Below are 16,450 nucleotides of genomic sequence, written 5' to 3' on the forward strand. Positions count from 1 at the left end.
GCCTCACCCCGAGGAAGGACCCATGACAGTTCTCGACACCTCCCCCGCGCCCGCCCCCGATCATCCCGTCGCGGGCTGCACCCCGCTGCCCGCCCCGGCCGATCTCCTCGCCGAGCAGCCGCTGCCGGCCCACCACGCCGCGCAGATCGCCCGACATCGCGACGAGATCCGCGCGGTGCTGCGCGGCGCGGACGACCGCCTGCTGGTGATCGTCGGCCCCTGCTCGATCCACGACCCCGACGCCGCGCTGGACTACGCCCGCCTGCTCGGGGCGGCGCGCGCCGAGCTGGGGGAGGATCTGCTGATCGTGATGCGCACCTACCTCGAGAAGCCGCGCACCACCGTGGGCTGGAAGGGTCTGATCAACGACCCGCACCTGGACGGCAGCCACGACATCGCCACCGGCCTGCGCACCGCGCGCACCGTCCTGCGGGAGGTCACGGCGCTGGGCCTGCCCTGCGCGACCGAGTTCCTCGAGCCGATCAGCCCGCAGTACATCGCGGACCTCGTCAGCTGGGGCGCGATCGGCGCCCGCACCGCGGAGAGCCAGATCCACCGGCAGCTCGCCTCCGGTCTGCCGCTGCCGATCGGCGTCAAGAACGGCACCGACGGCGGCGTCCGCGTGGCGCTGGACGCGATGGCCTCCGCGGCCGCGCCGCAGTCCTTCCTCGGGATCGGGGCCGACGGCCGCGCGAGCCTGGTGACCACCGCGGGCAACCCGGACCTCTCCCTCATCCTGCGCGGCGGGGCGGAGGGCGCGAACTGGGGCCCCGCACCTGTCCGGGAGGCGGCCCGGCAGCTCGCCGACCGGGGGCGGGCGCCGCGGCTGATCATCGATGCGAGTCATGGCAACAGCGGCAAGGACCACCGCCGCCAGGCCGAGGTCGCCACCATGCTCGCCGATCAGGTCGCCGTGGACGGCGCCGCCATCGCCGGGGTGATGCTCGAGTCCCACCTGGTGGCGGGGGCGCAGCGGCTCGACGTCGCCGCCGGACCCGCCGGGCTGGTGCGGGGGCAGTCGGTGACCGACGCGTGCATGGGCTGGGAGGTCACCGAGGGCGTGCTGCGCGGCCTGGCCGACGGGGTGCGGCGCCGGCGCCGGTGAGCGGCGGGGCGGGGGGCGGACCTCAGAGGCGCGCCAGGGTGCGTTCGATCGTCTCCCGCACCCGGCCGGCCATGCCCGGGCCGTCCACCGGGGCGCGGCCGGCCACCTGGAGCGGGATGAACTCCGGCCAGTCCTCGCCGAAGCACAGCAGACGCTGGATGTCGCAGGCCGGGTCCACCGCCGTCCCGGCGCTCTCCTCGTAGTCCTCGAGGAACCACATGGCGGCCTCGGCGGAGTGGAGCACAGCGAGGTTCAGCCGGCAGTGCCCCACGTCGACGCCCCGGTCCGCGAGGCCGACGTTCGGCCAGTCCACCACCGCCGAGATCCGCCCGCCCTGCCACAGGACGTTGAAGTGCTGGTAGTCGCCGTGGCCGAGGACCCGGCGGTCCGGGTCGGTGGGGCGGGCGGCGAGGTCGTGGGCGGCCCGGGCGAGACCGGGGTCGCCGCCGCGGTCCAGCCACGGCGTCTCGTCCGGTCCCCACAGAGGGAGGGGGTCGAGCGACGGCGACGGCACCGCGTGGATCCGCGCCAGCATCGCCGCGAGGTGCTGCACCCAGCGGCGGAGATCGGCCGGCGCCAGGTCCGGTGCGCCGTCGAGAAAGGTGGTGACGGTGCAGGGCCGTCCGGAGGCCGTGCCGTCGGGGTCCGCGGCGATGAGCCGGGGGATCGGCAGCCCCGTGCCGGCCAGGGCCTCGAGCCCGGCCGCTTCGCGCCGCACCGCCGCGGGATCATGCTCGGCGTCCCCGGGCCAGCGCCGCACGACCACGTCGCCGCGGCCGTCGGCCCGCCGCAGGTGCAGCATCCTCGCGCTCAGGCCTCCGACCAACTCCCGCACCAGGGACACCTCGCCCACCTCCGGCCGGAGCCAGTCACGCAGCATGGGGTCGAGAGGCGGGCCGGGACGGCGATCACGGAGCATTCGCCGAGCCTGCCAGAGAGGAGGGGAGCGCTCCACCGGATTCTCTGCGGGAATACCTCCGCGAGCGGCGGCGTTGACAGCTGCCCCCGCCCCGCCCCGAGGAGCCCCCATCACCGCTGCCCCCGCCGTCCTGCCCACCCTCGCCGCACAGGCCCGGCGTCTCGTCGACCTCGACGTGCACACCCTCGCCGGTCTCCCGGAGTCCGCGCTGCATCGCGCCGCGGAGCAGTGGGGGAGCGAGCGGACCGACGCCCTGCTCGCCCTGGACCGGTCCCTCGCTCCGCCCTCCGCTCTCGCCCCGCTGATGCGGCGCGGGGACCGGCCGGGCTTCGTGGTCGAGGACATGACCGACGTCGACCGCTTCGCGCCGACGGGCGTGGAGCTGGGCGGGGAGGCGCTCTACCTGGTCCGGGGCCTCGACCGCGGCGACGGCCTGCGCAACTGGTCCCCGGCCGAGGCGGTGGCGGAATTCACCGCCCGCGACCGCACCCCGCTGCTGCTCACCGAGGGCCTGCTCTGGGTGCTCCAGCAGCCCGAGGCGCTCGAGCCGGGCCGCTGCTTCATGACGGTGGCATCGCGCCGGCAGAAGCCGGACGGCCGCTACGACGCCCGCACGCCGGCGCTGTGGATCTCCGGCGGCACCGGCCGTGACGGGCGGAAGCGCAAGGGGGCCCCGAAGCTGGGCTGGTGCTGGTGGAACAACCGCCACACCTGGCTGGGCATCGCCTCCGCCGCGGACCGCGTCGCGCTCTGAGCCGACCCCTACGCGGCGCCCAGCTCGAGGCGGGCCCAGGCCCGGCGGGCCGCGAGCGCTCCCACCACCGCGACCGCGACCGGCAGGGCGAGCGGCGCCGGGCCGATGCCGGAGCCCGGCGTCGCCCACAGCACGGGGACCGCCCAGGGGATCACCGCCCCCAGCCCGAAGCCGGCGCCGACGTTGCTCACCACCACCAGGCCGAGGGTCGCGCCGATCCCCGCCAGATAGCCGCGGCCCGCGGTGGCCGCCCACGCCACCGGCAGCGCGCTCGCGGCCAGAGCGATCCCCACCGCTGCGACCGTCGCCGCCGCGGCCGGTGCCCCGGCGAGCGGCAGGCCGAGCGCCACGCCGCCCGCGGCCACCAGCAGCGCATCGGCCCCGGAGAGCAGCGCCGCCCACCCCAGCACCGCGCCGATCTTCGCACCGAGCACCTGCTCCGGCCGGGCCGGGATCGCCAGCAGGCCCACGATCGTGCCGTCGGTGAACTCCCGGCCGACCGTCCAGGCCAGGACGATGCCGGTGGCCAGGAGCGCGGTGATCCCCACGCTCAGCGCCGCGAGTCCCACATAGCCGGCCCAGCCCGGGGCGGCGATGAGCGAGGCGGCCTGCTGCCCCATCGGCGTGCCCGGTGCCCCGCCCGCGGCAGCGGCACCGCCCACCGTGGTCAGCGCGACCAGCACCAGGCAGGCGAGCGTCGCCGTCCGCGTGACACCGGAGCGGGCCAGCTTCGCGACCTCGAGGCGATGCGCCACGCCGGCTCTCATGACGGTCCTCCCGGCGCGGCCCGCTCCGCCGCGAGCACCACCTCGAAGAACGCCCGCTCGAGGTCGGTCCCCTCCATCGGCAGGGAGCCCACGACCCGGCCGCCGTGCAGGACGTCGGCACGGGAGGCGCAGCGAGCGACCTCGTCGAGATGATGACTGGTGACCAGCACGGCGACCCCGTCGGCGGTGAGCTCGGCCAGCAGACCCCGCAGCGCGAGCACCGCGAAGGGGTCCAGGGCGTTCGTCGGCTCGTCGAGCAGCACCAGGCGCGGCCGATGGGCGAGCGCCGCGATCAGCCCCACCTTCTGGCGGCCGCCCAGGGACAGCCGGCGCGCGGGGACCTCGAGCCGGTCCTCGAGGCCCAGCACCGCGGCGAGATGCTCGCCGCGGGCCGCGGCCTCGCGGGCCGGGGCGCCGTGCAGGGCGGCGGCGGAGCGGATGTTCTCGCGGGCGGTGAGCTCGGGATAGCAGAAAGGGGTCTCGACCAGGTGGCCCACCTGTGCCCAGAACCGGCGATCGGCGGAACGCGCCTCGTGGCCGAGCACCCGCACGGAGCCCGCCTCGAGCCGCAGCATCCCGAGCACGGCGCGCAGCGCGGTGGTCTTGCCGGCGCCGTTCATGCCGATCAGCGCCCGGCACTCGCCCGGGGCCACGGAGAGAGTCAGGTCGCGCAGCACGGGTGTGCCCCGCAGGCTGCGCCGGGCCCCGCGGATCGCGAGCGCGGCGGTCATGGCCCGGGCTCCAGCAGGGGTCGCAGCCCAGCGGCGAGGAAGCCGGCGGCGCCCTCCTGCCCCGGGCCCGCGGCCCAGTCCAGCAGCAGCGCCGTGGCCGCTCCCATCAGGGCGCCGGCCGCCGCACGCTCGCCCGGCCCGGGCGCCGCGGTGGCCAGGGCCCGGGCGATCGCGTCCTCGGTGGCCTGCTCGCCCGCCCGGGCGGCGGAGCGCAGCGCAGGGGTGCGCGCCACGAGCTCGATGCGGGTGCGGAACTCCTCGGATCCCAGATGCTCCCGGGCCTGCGGCGACTCCATCGCGGCCAGCAGCCCGCGCACCGCCCGGTGCAGGGGCGGGGTCTCCGGGGGCTGTGCGGCGACCGCGGCGGCGATCCGCGGGTCGAAGACGTCGCCGACCACCACCGACTCCTTGGTGGGGAAGTGACGGAAGAAGGTCATGTGGGAGACCCCGGCCTCGCGGGCGATCGCGGCCACGGTGACCGCCTCGTAGCTCGAGGCGGCGAACATCCGCAGCGCCGTGCGCTGCAGGAGCTCGTGGGTGGGGAGGGGGCGGTGCGCCATATCCCGATGTTACTCACTAACATCTCGCGGCGGTACCCCCGGGCGGCCGGCGGAGGGGTTCGCTGGCCAGGCCGTATAGGATGCCGTCCTATCGCGCGCGACGAGGACGCGAGGGGACGGCGGCCGCCGCCCGCGGGCCCTGGTCGCGGCCGTGGACCGTTCCCCACCCACGACCTGGAAGGCTTCCTCGTGAACTCCCTCCTCCTCGCCGTCGTCGGCGTCGCCCTGATGATCGCGGGGTACCTCCTGTACTCCCGGTTCCTCGCCCGGCGCGTCTACCGCCTCGACGCCTCCTTCCGCACCCCCGCCCACGAGCTCGAGGACGGGGTCGACTTCGTCCCCACCAACAAGTTCGTCCTGTGGGGCCACCACTTCACCTCGGTCGCCGGCGCCGCCCCGATCGTCGGCCCCGCCGTCGCCGTGATCTGGGGCTGGCTGCCCGCCTTCCTGTGGGTCACCCTCGGCACCGTCTTCTTCGCCGGCATGCACGACCTGGGCGCCCTGTGGGCCTCGGTGCGGCATCGCGGCCAGTCCATCGGCACCCTGTCCGAGCGCTACATCGGCAAGCGCGGCAGCCGCCTGTTCCTGGTGGTCATCTTCCTGCTGCTGCTCATGGTCAATGCCGCCTTCGCGGTGGTGATCTCCGGGCTGCTGGTCTCGACCCCCACCGCCGTGGTGCCCGTCGTCGGGGCACTGGTGGTGGCCGTGCTCATCGGCCAGGCGATCTACCGCCTGCGCTGGAACCTGCCGGTGGTCTCGGTGGTGGGCGTGGTGGCCCTGTACGGGCTGATCCTGCTGGGCGACCGCTTCCCCGTGGTGCTGCCGGAGACCGTGCTGGGACTGTCCGCCGAGGCCTTCTGGATCCTGCTGCTGTTCGTCTACGCCGGCGTCGCCTCGATGCTCCCGGTGTGGGTGCTGCTGCAGCCGAGGGACTACATCAACGGCCTGCAGCTGTTCATCGGCCTGGGTCTGCTCTACGGCGCGGTGCTGCTGTTCCGCCCCGAGGTGGTCGCCCCCGCGATCAACGCGAACGTCCCCGAGGGCACCCCCGGCCTCATGCCGCTGCTGTTCGTGACCATCGCCTGCGGCGCCATCTCCGGCTTCCACGGCATCGTCTCCTCCGGCACCTCCTCGAAGCAGCTGGACAAGGAGACCGACGCCCGATTCGTCGGCTACTTCGGCGCGGTGGGCGAGGGTCTGCTGGCACTCGGCGCGATCATCGCCACCACCGCCGGCTTCCGGACCCTGGCCGACTGGGAGGCCGTGTACACCGCCTTCAACGAGGGCGGCGTGGCGGCCTTCGTCACCGGCGGCGGAGCGATCCTGAACGCCGGCCTGGGCATCCCCACCTCCCTGTCCGCGACCATCCTCGCCACCATGGCGGTTCTGTTCGCCGCCACCACCATGGACACCGGGGTGCGCCTGCAGCGCTTCGTGGTCCAGGAGATCGGTCAGATCGTGGGGCTGAAGGTGGGCACGATGGTCGCCACCGTGATCGTGCTGGCGGTGTGCCTGGGGCTCGCCTTCGGCGCCGGGGCCGACGGCTCCGGCGGCATGATCATCTGGCCGCTGTTCGGCACCACCAACCAGATCCTCGCGGGGCTGACCCTGTCGATCCTCGCCGTGATGCTCATGCGCAGGCGCCGCCCCGTGCTGCCGATCATGATCCCGCTGCTGTTCGTGCTCTTCGTCAGCGTGTACGCCCTGCTCATCCAGCTGGGAGGCTTCTACCGGGAGGGCAACTGGCTGCTGCTGATCATGGACGTGGTCATCCTCGTCGCCGCGGTCTGGGTGATCGTCGAGAGCGCGATCGCGCTGCAGCGGGCCCGCACCGCGGAGCCCGAGCACGACGAGCCGGTCCCCTCCGAGCGATGAGCCTGCGGCGCCGCTGGCGAGCACTGGCCGACGGTCTGCACGAGTTCTACGTCGCCCCGTACCGCCGCACCTTCGCCCGCGCCCGCCGGGACGAGGACGATCTGTTCCGGATGCTGGTGATGAGCGAGATGCTGGGGGTCCCCAACCCCGCCTCGGCCTACACCGCGGAGCTGCTGCCGGTGCTCTACGACTCCTTCCACGAGTGGCACCGGCGGATGGGGATGGAGCGCTCGCCGCTGGAGGAGTTCCGATGCTGCTGAGCCTCGCCGCGCGGCGCCGCGTGCTGTTCCTGGGCGGCAAGGGCGGCGTCGGCAAGACCACCGTCGCCTCCGCCGTGGCGCTGCGCGCCGCCCGGGAGGGCCGGCGCGCCCTGGTGGTCTCCACCGACCCCGCCCACAACCTCGGCCACCTGTGGGATCAGCGGGTCGGGGACCGGATCACGCCGCTGGGCGACGGCGCCGAGGGCCGGCTCTCCGGCATCGAGATCGACCCCGACGCCACCACCGACCGGCACCTGCAGGACGTGACCGAGACCCTCAAGCGCCTCATGCCGGAGCATCTCACCGGCGAGGTGGAGCGGCACATGGAGCTCTCGCGCCGCTCCCCGGGCACCCATGAGGCCGCGGTGCTCGAACGGATGACGGAGCTGGTCGAGACGGGGCTTCGTGACCACGATCTGGTGGTCTTCGACACCGCGCCCTCCGGGCACACCGCCCGCCTGATGGCGCTGCCGGAGGTGATGACCGCCTGGACCGACGGGCTGCTGCACCGCCGGGAGCGGAGCGAGAGGCTCGGCGCGGCGATGCGGGGCCTGGACGCGGGGTCCACCGCTCCGCGCGACCCGCTCGAGGAGCGCGACCAGGAGATCCGCTCGATCCTGCTGCGGCGCCGCGACCGCCTGGCCGCATTGCGCGAGGTGCTGGTGGACGCGGAGCGGACCAGCTTCGCGATCGTGCTGGCCGCCGAGCGGCTGCCGGTGCTGGAGACCATCGCGCTGCACGAGGAGCTCGAGCGCACCGGCGTGGACGTGGGCGCCCTGGTGGTCAACCGACGCTCGCCCGCCGATCGCGGCGAGTTCCTGGCCCGCCGCCGCGCCGTCGAGGACGAGCACCTGGCCACCCTGCGCCGGGCGCTGCCCGCGGTGCCGTGCCAGGAGGTGCCGCTGGGGGAGGAGGACGTGGTGGGCCCCGCGGCGCTCGAGCGCTTCGCGGAGCTGCTGTGACCGCTCAGTGCACCGAGAAGCCGCCGTCCACCGCGATCGACTGACCGGTGACGTAGGCGGAGGCCGGGCTCGCGAGGAACACCGCGGCGCCCGCGAAGTCCTCGGACAGCCCGTTGCGACCCACCAGGGTCCGCGCCGCGAGTGCCTCGACCCGCTCGGGATCCGCGGCGAGCCGACGGTTCAGCGCCGTGGGCACGAAGCCGGGGATCAGCGCGTTGGCGGTGACACCCCGGCCCGACCACGCCTCGGCCTGCGAGCGGGCCAGGCCCTCGACCGCCGCCTTCGAGACGCCGTAGGCGCCGCTCGCGGCGAAGGGACGGTGCGCCTGCTGGGACGAGAGGTGGATGAGCCGGCCGTACCCGCGCGCGGCCATCGCGGGCGCGAGATGCTGCCCCAGCAGGAAGGGGGCGTCCAGGTTCACGGTCATGGTCCGGTCCCAGACCTGCTCGTCGAGCTCCTCCATCGGCGGGCGCAGATTGATCCCCGCGCTGGAGACGAGGATGTCCACCTCCGCGATCTGTTGAGCGGCCGCGGCCAGGGCGTGGGCGCCCGCGCGGGTGGAGAGATCGGCGCGGATCGGATCGGCCCGACCCCCGTCGGCCCGGATCCGGGCGACCGCCTCCTCGAGCGTGGCCTCCGTGCGGGCCGCGATCAGCACCCGCGCCCCCGCCCCCGCGAGCGCGCCGGCGATCCCGCGGCCGATGCCGGAGCTGCCCCCGGTCACCAGCGCGGTGCGCCCCTCGAGGCCGAACAGGGAGGTGAGGTAGGCATCCATCGGGTGAGAGTAGCCGCTCGTCTCACCCCCAGGTCAGCGGGTCCAGGTGCAGGTGGAAGCGGATCCGTGCCGGATCGACCGGCGCCCCGTAGTGCTCCGGGAGGGAGGCGGCGAGGGCGGGTGCGTGCGCGGGCCAGGTGTCCTGGGCGTTGGTCAGCAGGAGTGCGAGGTCGCTGTGCCGATCCGCCCGACCCAGCCGCCCGAGGTCGATGAAGCCCGTCACCGCGAGTGTCCCGGGGTCCACCAGGATGTTGGGCAGGCACAGATCGCCGTGACAGACGGCGAGGTCCCGGGCCTCCTGCGCGCGGCGGAGCGGCAGCTGGGCGGTGAGGTCCGCCAGCAGCTCCCGCGGATCGGCGTCCACGTGCTCGGGCCGCAGGAACTCCCGGTGCACGGCGGAGCGCTCCACCACGTCGGCCGCCTGGGCGATCCGCTGGTCGACCCGGCGGTCGGCGGGGCACCGGTCCGTCGGCAGCTCGTGCAGGGCGCGCGCGGCCCGGACGATGCCGGGCCAGGCCGCGAGCGCCCGGGCGGGGTCGAGGGCGTCGGCCGGGATCCCGGGGACGGCGCTCGTGATCAGGCAGGCGCCCTCGTCGCTCTGCGTCCAGCGCAGGACGCGGGGGACGGCGACGCCCTGCTGCGCCGCCCAGGCCAGGCGGTCCCGTTCGTCGAGCAGGTCGCCGATCCCCGCGGCGGGCACGAGCTTCGCGTAGCGGGTGCCGTCGGCCCGCACCAGCACCCGGGCCGAGGACTCACCGGCCTCGACCTCCTGCCACGCCTCCTCGTCGCCGAGCAGCGGCGATCCTCAGTGGTGCGCGGCGACGCGCTCGGGCTCGGCGCCGTCCACGGCCGGGGTGGACCGCAGCGTCAGAGCGAGCACGACCGCGACCGTGGTCATCACACCTCCGAAGGCGAAGGACCAGCTGACGCCGTCCGCCTGGGCGACGGCCGCGCCGGTCCCGGACTGCTCGGCGTAGAAGGCGCCCAGCGTGAGCAGGGCGATGAACACCGCGGTGCCCAGGGCGCCCGCGAGCTGCTGCAGCGTGTTGAGGATGGCGGAGCCGTGGCCGTAGAGCTCGCGCGGGAGCGACCCCAGCGAGAGCGCCATCAGCGGGGTCATGACCATGGCCATGCCCAGGCCCAGCGGGATGTTCAGGGCGATGATCAGGCCCTGGGTGGCGGTCTCGTCGAGCAGGATCACCTCGAGCCAGCAGGACAGGGCCATCAGCGCGGCACCGGGCACCACGAGCGGACGCGGGCCCACCCGGTCGTACAGGGCGCCGACCACGGGGCCCAGCAGGCCGGAGGCCGCCGCGCCGGGCAGCAGGGTCAGGCCCACCGTGAGGGTGGAGGACCCCAGTGCGCCGGTCATGTACAGCGGGATCACCACGGCGGTGCCGAGCATGGTCGCGAAGGCCAGGAGCATCACGAGCAGGGAGAAGGTGTAGGTGCGCACGCCGAGGGGGCGCAGGTCCAGCAGCGGCTCCGCGCCGCGGGAGCGCATGCGCAGCTGGCGCAGGGTGAACAGCACGAGGGAGGCCACGCCCACGATCGCGACGATCAGCGGGACCAGGCGCTCGCCGCCGCCGACCACCTCGCTGATCGAGGCCAGCACGTACACCACGCCGCCGAAGCCGATCGCCGAGAGGATGACGGAGACGACGTCCAGCCGCACCTTCTGGGGGTCGGTGTAGTTGCGCATGAACACCAGGCCGATGATCAGCGCGACCACGATGATCGGCAGCATCATCACGAACAGCATGTGCCAGGCCCAGTGCTCGAGGATGAATCCCGAGATCGACGGGCCGAGCGCCGGCGCGGCGGAGATCACCACGCCCACCAGGCCCATCACGAAGCCGCGCCGCGCGATCGGCACGAGCGCGAGGACGCTGGTCATCAGCAGCGGCAGCACCATCGCGGTGCCCGAGGCCTGGACCACGCGGGCCCCGAGCAGCACGGGGAAGGTCGGGGCGACGGCGGCGACGGTGGTGCCGCCGAGGAACAGCAGCATCGCGAGGGTGAACAGCGAGCGCGTGGGGAGGCGCTTCATGAGGAACCCGGTGGTCGGGATGACCACGGCCATGGTGAGCAGGAAGCCGGTGGACAGCCACTGCGCGGTGACCGCCGTGATGGACAGGTCCTCCATGAGGCTGGGCAGCGCGACCGACAGCAGGGTCTCGTTGAGGATCATCACGAAGGCGGAGACGACGAGCACCGCGATGATCGGCACGACCTTCACGTCGGCCGGGACCTGGCCGTCGACGACGGTGGTCTGGGGGTCATCGGCACCGTCGCGGGTGGCGAGCTCGGACTCGGCGGAGGAGGAGCCGCCGGCGACGATCCCGGGGGCATCGACCGCGGGGAACTCGCCGGTGGGCTGGCGGGAAGAAGGCATGACGGGGGCAACGCTTTCGTGGTCGTGGTGATTCCGAGTGCCGGGCGAACTCCTGTGATGTGCGCCGCAGAGGAGATCGCCGCCGGGGTGCCGGGGGCCGGGGCTCGGAGTCACCCATCCTTGCAGAGCACGGCGCCGGCTGTCTGTATGATTTTCGACGCTCGGATGAATTGTCGGGGACGTCGTCACCCGCCGGGCCGGACCAGCCCGGACTCGTAGGCGATGACCACCAGCCGGGAGCGGTCGCGGGCATGGAGCGTGGCCAGCAGCCGGCTCACGTAGGTGCGCGCCGTGGCGGGGGAGAGGAACAGCTCGGCGCCGATCTCGTCGTTGGTCAGTCCGCGGCCGACGAGCGCCAGCACCTCTCGTTCCCGCGGCGTCAGCCCCTCGAGCAGCTCGGGCCGGACCCGCGTGCCCAGGTGCTCCCCGAGCCGCTCCAGCACGGTGCCGGTCACCGACGGCGACAGCAGCGACTCCCCGGCGGCCACCACGCGGATCGCCGCGCGCAGATCCTCGGGGCCGACGTCCTTGAGCAGGTATCCGGCGGCGCCGGCGCCGATCGCGCCGAGGATGTCCTGGTCGTCGTCGAAGGTGGTCAGAACGATGACGCGCACGTCGCGCAGGGCAGGGTCGGCGACGATGCGGGCGGTGGCGGCGATGCCGTCGAGCTGCGGCATGCGGATGTCCATGAGCACCACGTCCGGGCGCAGCTCCTGCACGCGCCGAACGCCGGAGGCGCCGTCGGCCGCCTCGCCGACCACCTCGACGTCGCCGTCGCGCTCGGCGAGGGCGCGCAGTCCCGTGCGGACCAGCTCCTGGTCGTCCACCAGCACGATGCGCAGGGTCGGTCGGTCCGTGCTCGTCATCCTCGTCCTCCTCGTCCCAGCTGTGCCGGGAGCCTCGCCTCGACGGTGAACCCGCCGCCCGGGCGGCCGGACGTGCGGAGGGTGCCGCCCAGCAGGCGCACCCGCTCGGCCATCCCCACCAGACCCAGTCCGCCGGTGCTGATCTCCGCGGGGCCGCGGCCGTCATCGGCCACCGTGAGGTGCAGGTGATCCTCGCGGACCTCGGTGGTGACCTCGAGCCGTGTGGCCTGGGCATGGCGCAGCACGTTGGTCACCGCCTCCTGGACCACACGGTATGCGGCGGTGTCCACGGCGGGGGAGAGGGCCGCGGGGTCGGCGGCGAGATGTTCGTGGACCTCGAGCCCCGCGGCGCGGGCGGGGGCGAGGACGTCCGGGACCTCGAGCAGGGAGCGGACGTGCCGCCCGTCCTCGGAGTCCTGGTCGTCGGCGTCCTCCGTGCGCAGCAGGCGCACCATCGAGCGCAGCTCCTGGAGCGAGTCGGCGGCCTGGCCGCGCACCTGCTCGAGCGCCGCCGTGGCGGCCTCCTCGTCGTGCCCGGCGGCGTCGGCGGCGACCCCTGCGTGCAGGGAGATGACGGAGAGGGCGTGGCCGACGGTGTCGTGCAGCTCCCGGGAGATCCGCTCCCGCTCCTCGCGCAGCCGCAGCTCGGTCTCGCGGCGCGACTGCTCCTGCAGCAGCCGCGTGATCTGCTCCTGCTGGGCGGTGCGGACCTGATGGGAGCGCACCGCCTCGCCGAGCGCGATCGCCGCGGCGATCAGGCCGAGGTTCATCACCGCGTCGGTGCCCAGCAGCTGACCCATCGGCTGCGGGTCGTCGCGCACCCGGAAGTACATCGCCACCGCGAACACCACGCCGCCGGCGCCGATCGCCCAGCGCAGCCGGCCCTGCTCCGCGGCGGAGTACAGCGCCGCCACCACCGGCAGCGCCACCCCGATCGTGGGGAGCTGGAGGGTGTAGTAGGCGAAGGTGCCGAGCACGCTGAGCACGAGCACGGTCACGGGACGGTGCCGCCGCAGCAGCAGGATCGCCCCGAACCCGGCGGCGAACGCGAGGGCGAGGGGCTGCGGGGGCAGCTGCTCGGCCGCGCGCGCGATGGTGATCACCGCGCCGAGCACCGCCGCCACCGCGAGGGCGAGGGCGGCATCGCGCACCCAGGGCGCGCGGCGGGGCGGGGCGGCGGTCACCGCTCCAGAGTAGGAGGCGGGCCCGACGTCCCGCGTGCGACCACGGTCCGAGCCGATGTCGCCCGGTGACGTATCGACGGGGTCGCCTCGCGGCGACCCCGCCCGCGCCGACGGGGGGATGTGCTGGTCACGGGAGGACTTCTAGCGTTCTCGGCATGATGACTCCTGATGCCCGCGGCGTGCCGCCGCTGAACCTCCCGCTGATCCTCGGCCTCGCCCTGATCGCCCTGGCCCGCCCCCTCACCAACATCGTCGCGGACCAGCTCGGGGCGGAGCTCCCGGCGGCGGTGCCGCTGGGATGGACCGCCCTCATCACGCTGGTATGGGTCGTGGTGGTGGGGACGGGTCGCAGCCCGCACCCGGTCCTGACCCTGGTGCTGGCGGGGCTCGCCTATGCCGTGCTCGCCATGGTGCTCTCCGCGGTCCTCTCCCCGCTGCTGCTGGGCTACCTCGACGGGCCGCTCGCCCGTCCTCTGGCCATCGTGCCGATGCTCGTGGTCAACGCCCTGTGGGGGCTGATCGCCGGGGCGCTCGCGCTCGCCGTGCGGCGACTGCGCGGCCCGCGGAGCTCCTGAGCCGAGGTGCGCTCGATGCGACACGTGGGGATGACGCTGCTGGGTCTGCTGGGCGGGCTGCTCGCCGGGATCGTGCTCCAGGACCTGCTGGCCGGGGTGTTCGTGCACGGCGGCGAGGTGACGACGCCGGGCCTGGTGGTGCTTCCGGTGCTGCTGCCGCTGTGCGGGATCGTCGGCGCGGTGATCGCGCTGGTGGCGAGCCTGCGCGGGGACGGTCGATTCAGACGCTGACCGGAGCGCGGAGCATCGAGTGGACCACCGGACCGCCCGGGATCTGCGTCGTCGCGGTCACCGTGAACCCGTGGCGCCCGTAGAGGGCGAGGTTGCGCTCCCGGGAGGTCTCCAGGGACACCGTGGCGCGCGAGGAGTCGAGGCGGCGCAGTCCCTCGGTGAGCAGCGCGGAGCCCACGCCACCGCCTCGGCTGTTGGGACGGACGCCGAGCGTCGCGAGCTCCCACGACCCCTCGGGATGCCGGGGGAGCGCGGCCGCGAGGAGGGCATCGAGACGATCGCCCAGGAGGTCCGCGATGCGCTCCTGGTCGGCACCGCTCGGCTCCGGCGCATCGGGCGGGAGCAGCGCCGCGACGCCCCGCAGCGCGTCGTCGACGAGCACGAGCCCGCATCCGAGGGCGTGGCGGAGGTAGATCCCCTGCAGCTCCTCGAGTCGGCCGATGTGGTTCGCCGCGGGGACGGACCAGCGGGTCCACGGATAGTCCTCGAAGGCGGCGGCGAGCGTGCGCGCCGCGGTCGGCAGGTCGTCGGCGGTCGCATCGCGAACGGGGATCGTCACGGCTCGACGGTAGCGGACGAGCGCCTCCGTCCGGCGTGAGGGAGCGGGTGGGGCCGTCCATGCCGCCGTGGCGACGCCTGACGCGCTGGTGGCACAGGACCGGATTCTCCGGGCGCGCCACAGTGGGGATTCTGTCTCGTCGGAGAGCCGTGTCCGCCATGATCGGTGGGAAAATGCCGTCCGACGGGGGTGGGTGGCTGCGGTTCTCGAGCATCTACCTCCTGTTCGCGCAGGTCGTGGAGGCGTGGCACGGGGTGCGGCCGGCTTCGCCGGCTGCTCCGTGATGGTTCCTCCACACTCCCTGGTTATCCACAGAATGGTCGTCTGTCTGTTCGATTGTCGGGGGTGTTCGTAGGGTGGTGGGTATGGATGAGTTCCGTTCTGCGCACAGCCGCCGCACCGGTGATGGGGAAGCGCCCCGTCCCGGTGGTGGGGCGCCGCAGGACGCCCTCACCGCGGTCGCGGAGCGCCTGGCCGGGGTGGAGGCCAGCGACTCGGCACGACTGCTGCTGGCAGAGGTGACGGCAGCAGTGGTCACGGCGTTCACGACCACCAGCTCCGTGCGTGACCCGTTGCCGGATACCGCGCCGGACAGTCCCGCGGAGGGCCTGGCGGTGGTGGCGGGGATCGACCACCTCAGCGCCGCGCTGAGTGCCTTGGATGCCCGCTGGCAGGTCGCGACCCAGCAGCGGATCCACCACACCGACCGCGAGGCCGGCGTGCCGGCCCGGTCGCAGGGGAAGGGCGCGGCGCAGGAAATCGCCCTGGCCCGCCGTATCTCCCCGGCCGCGTCATCGTTCTCCCTGGCCGCGGCGCGGCGGATGGTCCGCTCGATGCCGGAGCTGCTCGACGCCCTCCAGACCGGGGCCGTCACGACCCTGCAGGCCCAGACCGTGGCCCGGTCACTCGATGCGGCGTCGCCGGAGACGTGCGGGGAGGTGGATCGGATGATCGGCGAGCACCCGGAGGCGCTGCATGGCAAGAGCCGTGGACGGTTGCGCTCGGACGTCCAGCAGCTGATCCAGCATCTCGAGCCCGACACCTCCCGCGCCCGCGCCGAGCGCGCCGCCCGCGCCCGCCACGTGACCATGACGCCTCTGGCCGATGGGATGGCGCGGGTATCGGCGGTGCTGCGCGCGATCGAGGCCACCGCCATGATGAAGACCCTCCACACCCGCGCCGAAGCGGCTCGGGCCGCGGGAGCGAAAGACTCCGTGCCCGCCCTGGAGGCCGACGCCCTCGTCGACGCGGTCCTCCACCCCACCGAGCACGGGGCGGGGCCGAGTCTGGATGTCGGCATCGTCATCACCGACACCGCCCTCCTCGACCGCGACGACGGCCAGAGCGCGAAACTCGAGGGCTACGGAGCGCTGCCCGCCCACATCGTCACCGACACCCTCCTGGGCCGCCCACCCGGCCACCTCCCTCGCCCCGAAGACACACACCCGGATCGCGAGGTCGCGGCGGTGTTCCGCCGCCTGTACACCTGCCCGTCCAGTGGGCAGCTGGTCGCGATGGAATCCCACGCCCGCGCCTTCACCACCGGACTGGCACGGATGATCCGCTGGCGGGACGAGACCTGCCGGACGCCCTGGTGCAACGCCAGAATCCGACACACCGACCACGCCACCCCCGTCCACGCCGGCGGCGCCACCAGCTACGCCAACGGCCAGGGACTGTGTGCCCGCTGCAACTACCTCAAAGAACACGGCCTCTGGACCCTCGCACCCCTCACTGGAGACCCGGCGTCGGAGGCGACCACCAACAGTGACGAGACGCCGCCTAGCACCACTCCGCCGGCGGCCTGGCGTTGGACCAGCCCCCACGGCGCCCGAGGCACCTCCACCACCCCGCCCCTGTTCACGAACCGAGCTCGTCACCGCCGCACCACCCGCCACCACCACGACACCCCCGGCAACGACCCACCCTGAC

The 16,450-nt window shown here is 74.1% G+C and carries 18 protein-coding genes; 8 read left to right on the forward strand and 10 right to left on the reverse strand.

The window, feature by feature from the left end:
• Positions 1-22 precede the first annotated feature (22 nt).
• A complete protein-coding gene (locus CXH06_RS06965; RefSeq protein WP_114854431.1) occupies positions 23-1,105 on the forward strand; it encodes a 3-deoxy-7-phosphoheptulonate synthase in 1,083 nt (360 codons plus the stop codon).
• A gap of 22 nt (positions 1,106-1,127) precedes the next feature.
• Here the strand turns inward: CXH06_RS06965 and CXH06_RS06970 are convergent, their stop codons facing one another.
• Positions 1,128-2,024, reverse strand: a complete 897-nt coding sequence (locus tag CXH06_RS06970; RefSeq protein WP_157975643.1) for a phosphotransferase family protein — start codon at positions 2,022-2,024, stop codon at positions 1,128-1,130.
• Positions 2,025-2,097: 73 nt separating this feature from the next.
• Here CXH06_RS06970 and CXH06_RS06975 point away from each other — a divergent pair, with 73 nt between their 5' ends.
• Positions 2,098-2,778 carry a DUF5701 family protein gene (locus tag CXH06_RS06975; RefSeq protein ID WP_232820242.1) on the forward strand — a complete coding sequence of 227 codons (681 nt, stop codon included), beginning with the start codon at positions 2,098-2,100 and terminating at the stop codon, positions 2,776-2,778.
• A gap of 8 nt (positions 2,779-2,786) precedes the next feature.
• Here CXH06_RS06975 and CXH06_RS06980 read toward each other — a convergent pair whose 3' ends face one another.
• The 3 genes from CXH06_RS06980 to CXH06_RS06990 are packed head-to-tail and all read right to left on the reverse strand — an operon-like array spanning position 2,787 to position 4,836.
• Positions 2,787-3,545: an ABC transporter permease gene (locus CXH06_RS06980; RefSeq protein ID WP_114854433.1), complete on the reverse strand. Its 759-nt coding sequence runs from the start codon at positions 3,543-3,545 to the stop codon at positions 2,787-2,789.
• A complete protein-coding gene (locus tag CXH06_RS06985) occupies positions 3,542-4,276 on the reverse strand; it encodes an ABC transporter ATP-binding protein (protein ID WP_114854434.1) in 735 nt (244 codons plus the stop codon). The genes CXH06_RS06980 and CXH06_RS06985 overlap by 4 nt, the downstream gene beginning before the upstream one ends.
• Positions 4,273-4,836: a TetR/AcrR family transcriptional regulator gene (locus CXH06_RS06990; protein ID WP_232820243.1), complete on the reverse strand. Its 564-nt coding sequence runs from the start codon at positions 4,834-4,836 to the stop codon at positions 4,273-4,275. The genes CXH06_RS06985 and CXH06_RS06990 overlap by 4 nt, the downstream gene beginning before the upstream one ends.
• 189 nt (positions 4,837-5,025) lie before the next feature.
• Here CXH06_RS06990 and CXH06_RS06995 point away from each other — a divergent pair, with 189 nt between their 5' ends.
• From CXH06_RS06995 to CXH06_RS07005, 3 genes are read left to right on the forward strand one after another with little or no spacing between them, the layout of a single operon-like run.
• Entirely contained in the window at positions 5,026-6,711 is a 1,686-nt protein-coding gene (locus CXH06_RS06995; protein ID WP_114854435.1) for a carbon starvation protein A, read from the forward strand.
• Complete coding sequence (locus tag CXH06_RS07000) at positions 6,708-6,971, forward strand: cory-CC-star protein (RefSeq protein WP_114854436.1); 264 nt, start codon at positions 6,708-6,710, stop codon at positions 6,969-6,971. The genes CXH06_RS06995 and CXH06_RS07000 overlap by 4 nt, the downstream gene beginning before the upstream one ends.
• Complete coding sequence (locus CXH06_RS07005) at positions 6,962-7,933, forward strand: ArsA family ATPase (protein ID WP_114854437.1); 972 nt, start codon at positions 6,962-6,964, stop codon at positions 7,931-7,933. Before CXH06_RS07000 ends, CXH06_RS07005 begins: the two co-directional genes overlap by 10 nt.
• A gap of 4 nt (positions 7,934-7,937) precedes the next feature.
• Here CXH06_RS07005 and CXH06_RS07010 read toward each other — a convergent pair whose 3' ends face one another.
• The 5 genes from CXH06_RS07010 to CXH06_RS07030 all read right to left on the reverse strand — a co-directional run bounded on the left by CXH06_RS07010 (position 7,938) and on the right by CXH06_RS07030 (position 13,153).
• Positions 7,938-8,708, reverse strand: a complete 771-nt coding sequence (locus tag CXH06_RS07010; RefSeq protein WP_114854438.1) for an SDR family NAD(P)-dependent oxidoreductase — start codon at positions 8,706-8,708, stop codon at positions 7,938-7,940.
• Between the two features lie 22 nt (positions 8,709-8,730).
• Positions 8,731-9,504 (reverse strand): aminoglycoside 3'-phosphotransferase, encoded by a 774-nt coding sequence (locus tag CXH06_RS07015; RefSeq protein WP_114854439.1) that lies wholly within the window; start codon positions 9,502-9,504, stop codon positions 8,731-8,733.
• Positions 9,505-9,513: 9 nt separating this feature from the next.
• Positions 9,514-11,103, reverse strand: a complete 1,590-nt coding sequence (locus CXH06_RS07020) for an MDR family MFS transporter (RefSeq protein WP_114854440.1) — start codon at positions 11,101-11,103, stop codon at positions 9,514-9,516.
• Positions 11,104-11,288: 185 nt separating this feature from the next.
• Positions 11,289-11,969, reverse strand: a complete 681-nt coding sequence (locus CXH06_RS07025; RefSeq protein ID WP_114854441.1) for a response regulator transcription factor — start codon at positions 11,967-11,969, stop codon at positions 11,289-11,291.
• Positions 11,966-13,153: a sensor histidine kinase gene (locus CXH06_RS07030; RefSeq protein WP_114854442.1), complete on the reverse strand. Its 1,188-nt coding sequence runs from the start codon at positions 13,151-13,153 to the stop codon at positions 11,966-11,968. Before CXH06_RS07030 ends, CXH06_RS07025 begins: the two co-directional genes overlap by 4 nt.
• Positions 13,154-13,308: 155 nt before the next feature.
• On the opposite strand from CXH06_RS07030, the gene CXH06_RS07035 reads away from it, so the two are divergent.
• Together CXH06_RS07035 and CXH06_RS07040 are read left to right on the forward strand one after the other, a co-directional pair.
• On the forward strand, positions 13,309-13,728 hold the full coding sequence (locus CXH06_RS07035; RefSeq protein ID WP_114854443.1) for a hypothetical protein: 420 nt from the start codon (positions 13,309-13,311) through the stop codon (positions 13,726-13,728).
• 15 nt (positions 13,729-13,743) lie between these two features.
• Complete coding sequence (locus CXH06_RS07040; protein ID WP_114854444.1) at positions 13,744-13,959, forward strand: hypothetical protein; 216 nt, start codon at positions 13,744-13,746, stop codon at positions 13,957-13,959.
• Here CXH06_RS07040 and CXH06_RS07045 read toward each other — a convergent pair.
• On the reverse strand, positions 13,949-14,518 hold the full coding sequence (locus CXH06_RS07045; protein ID WP_198684036.1) for a GNAT family N-acetyltransferase: 570 nt from the start codon (positions 14,516-14,518) through the stop codon (positions 13,949-13,951). The genes CXH06_RS07040 and CXH06_RS07045 overlap by 11 nt on opposite strands.
• A 365-nt stretch (positions 14,519-14,883) precedes the next feature.
• Between CXH06_RS07045 and CXH06_RS07050 the strand changes: the two genes are divergently transcribed.
• Positions 14,884-16,449, forward strand: a complete 1,566-nt coding sequence (locus CXH06_RS07050; RefSeq protein ID WP_114854445.1) for an HNH endonuclease — start codon at positions 14,884-14,886, stop codon at positions 16,447-16,449.
• Position 16,450 lies beyond the last annotated feature (1 nt).

This window comes from Brachybacterium sp. YJGR34 (assembly GCF_003347015.1).
Classification (GTDB): Bacteria; Actinomycetota; Actinomycetes; order Actinomycetales; family Dermabacteraceae; genus Brachybacterium.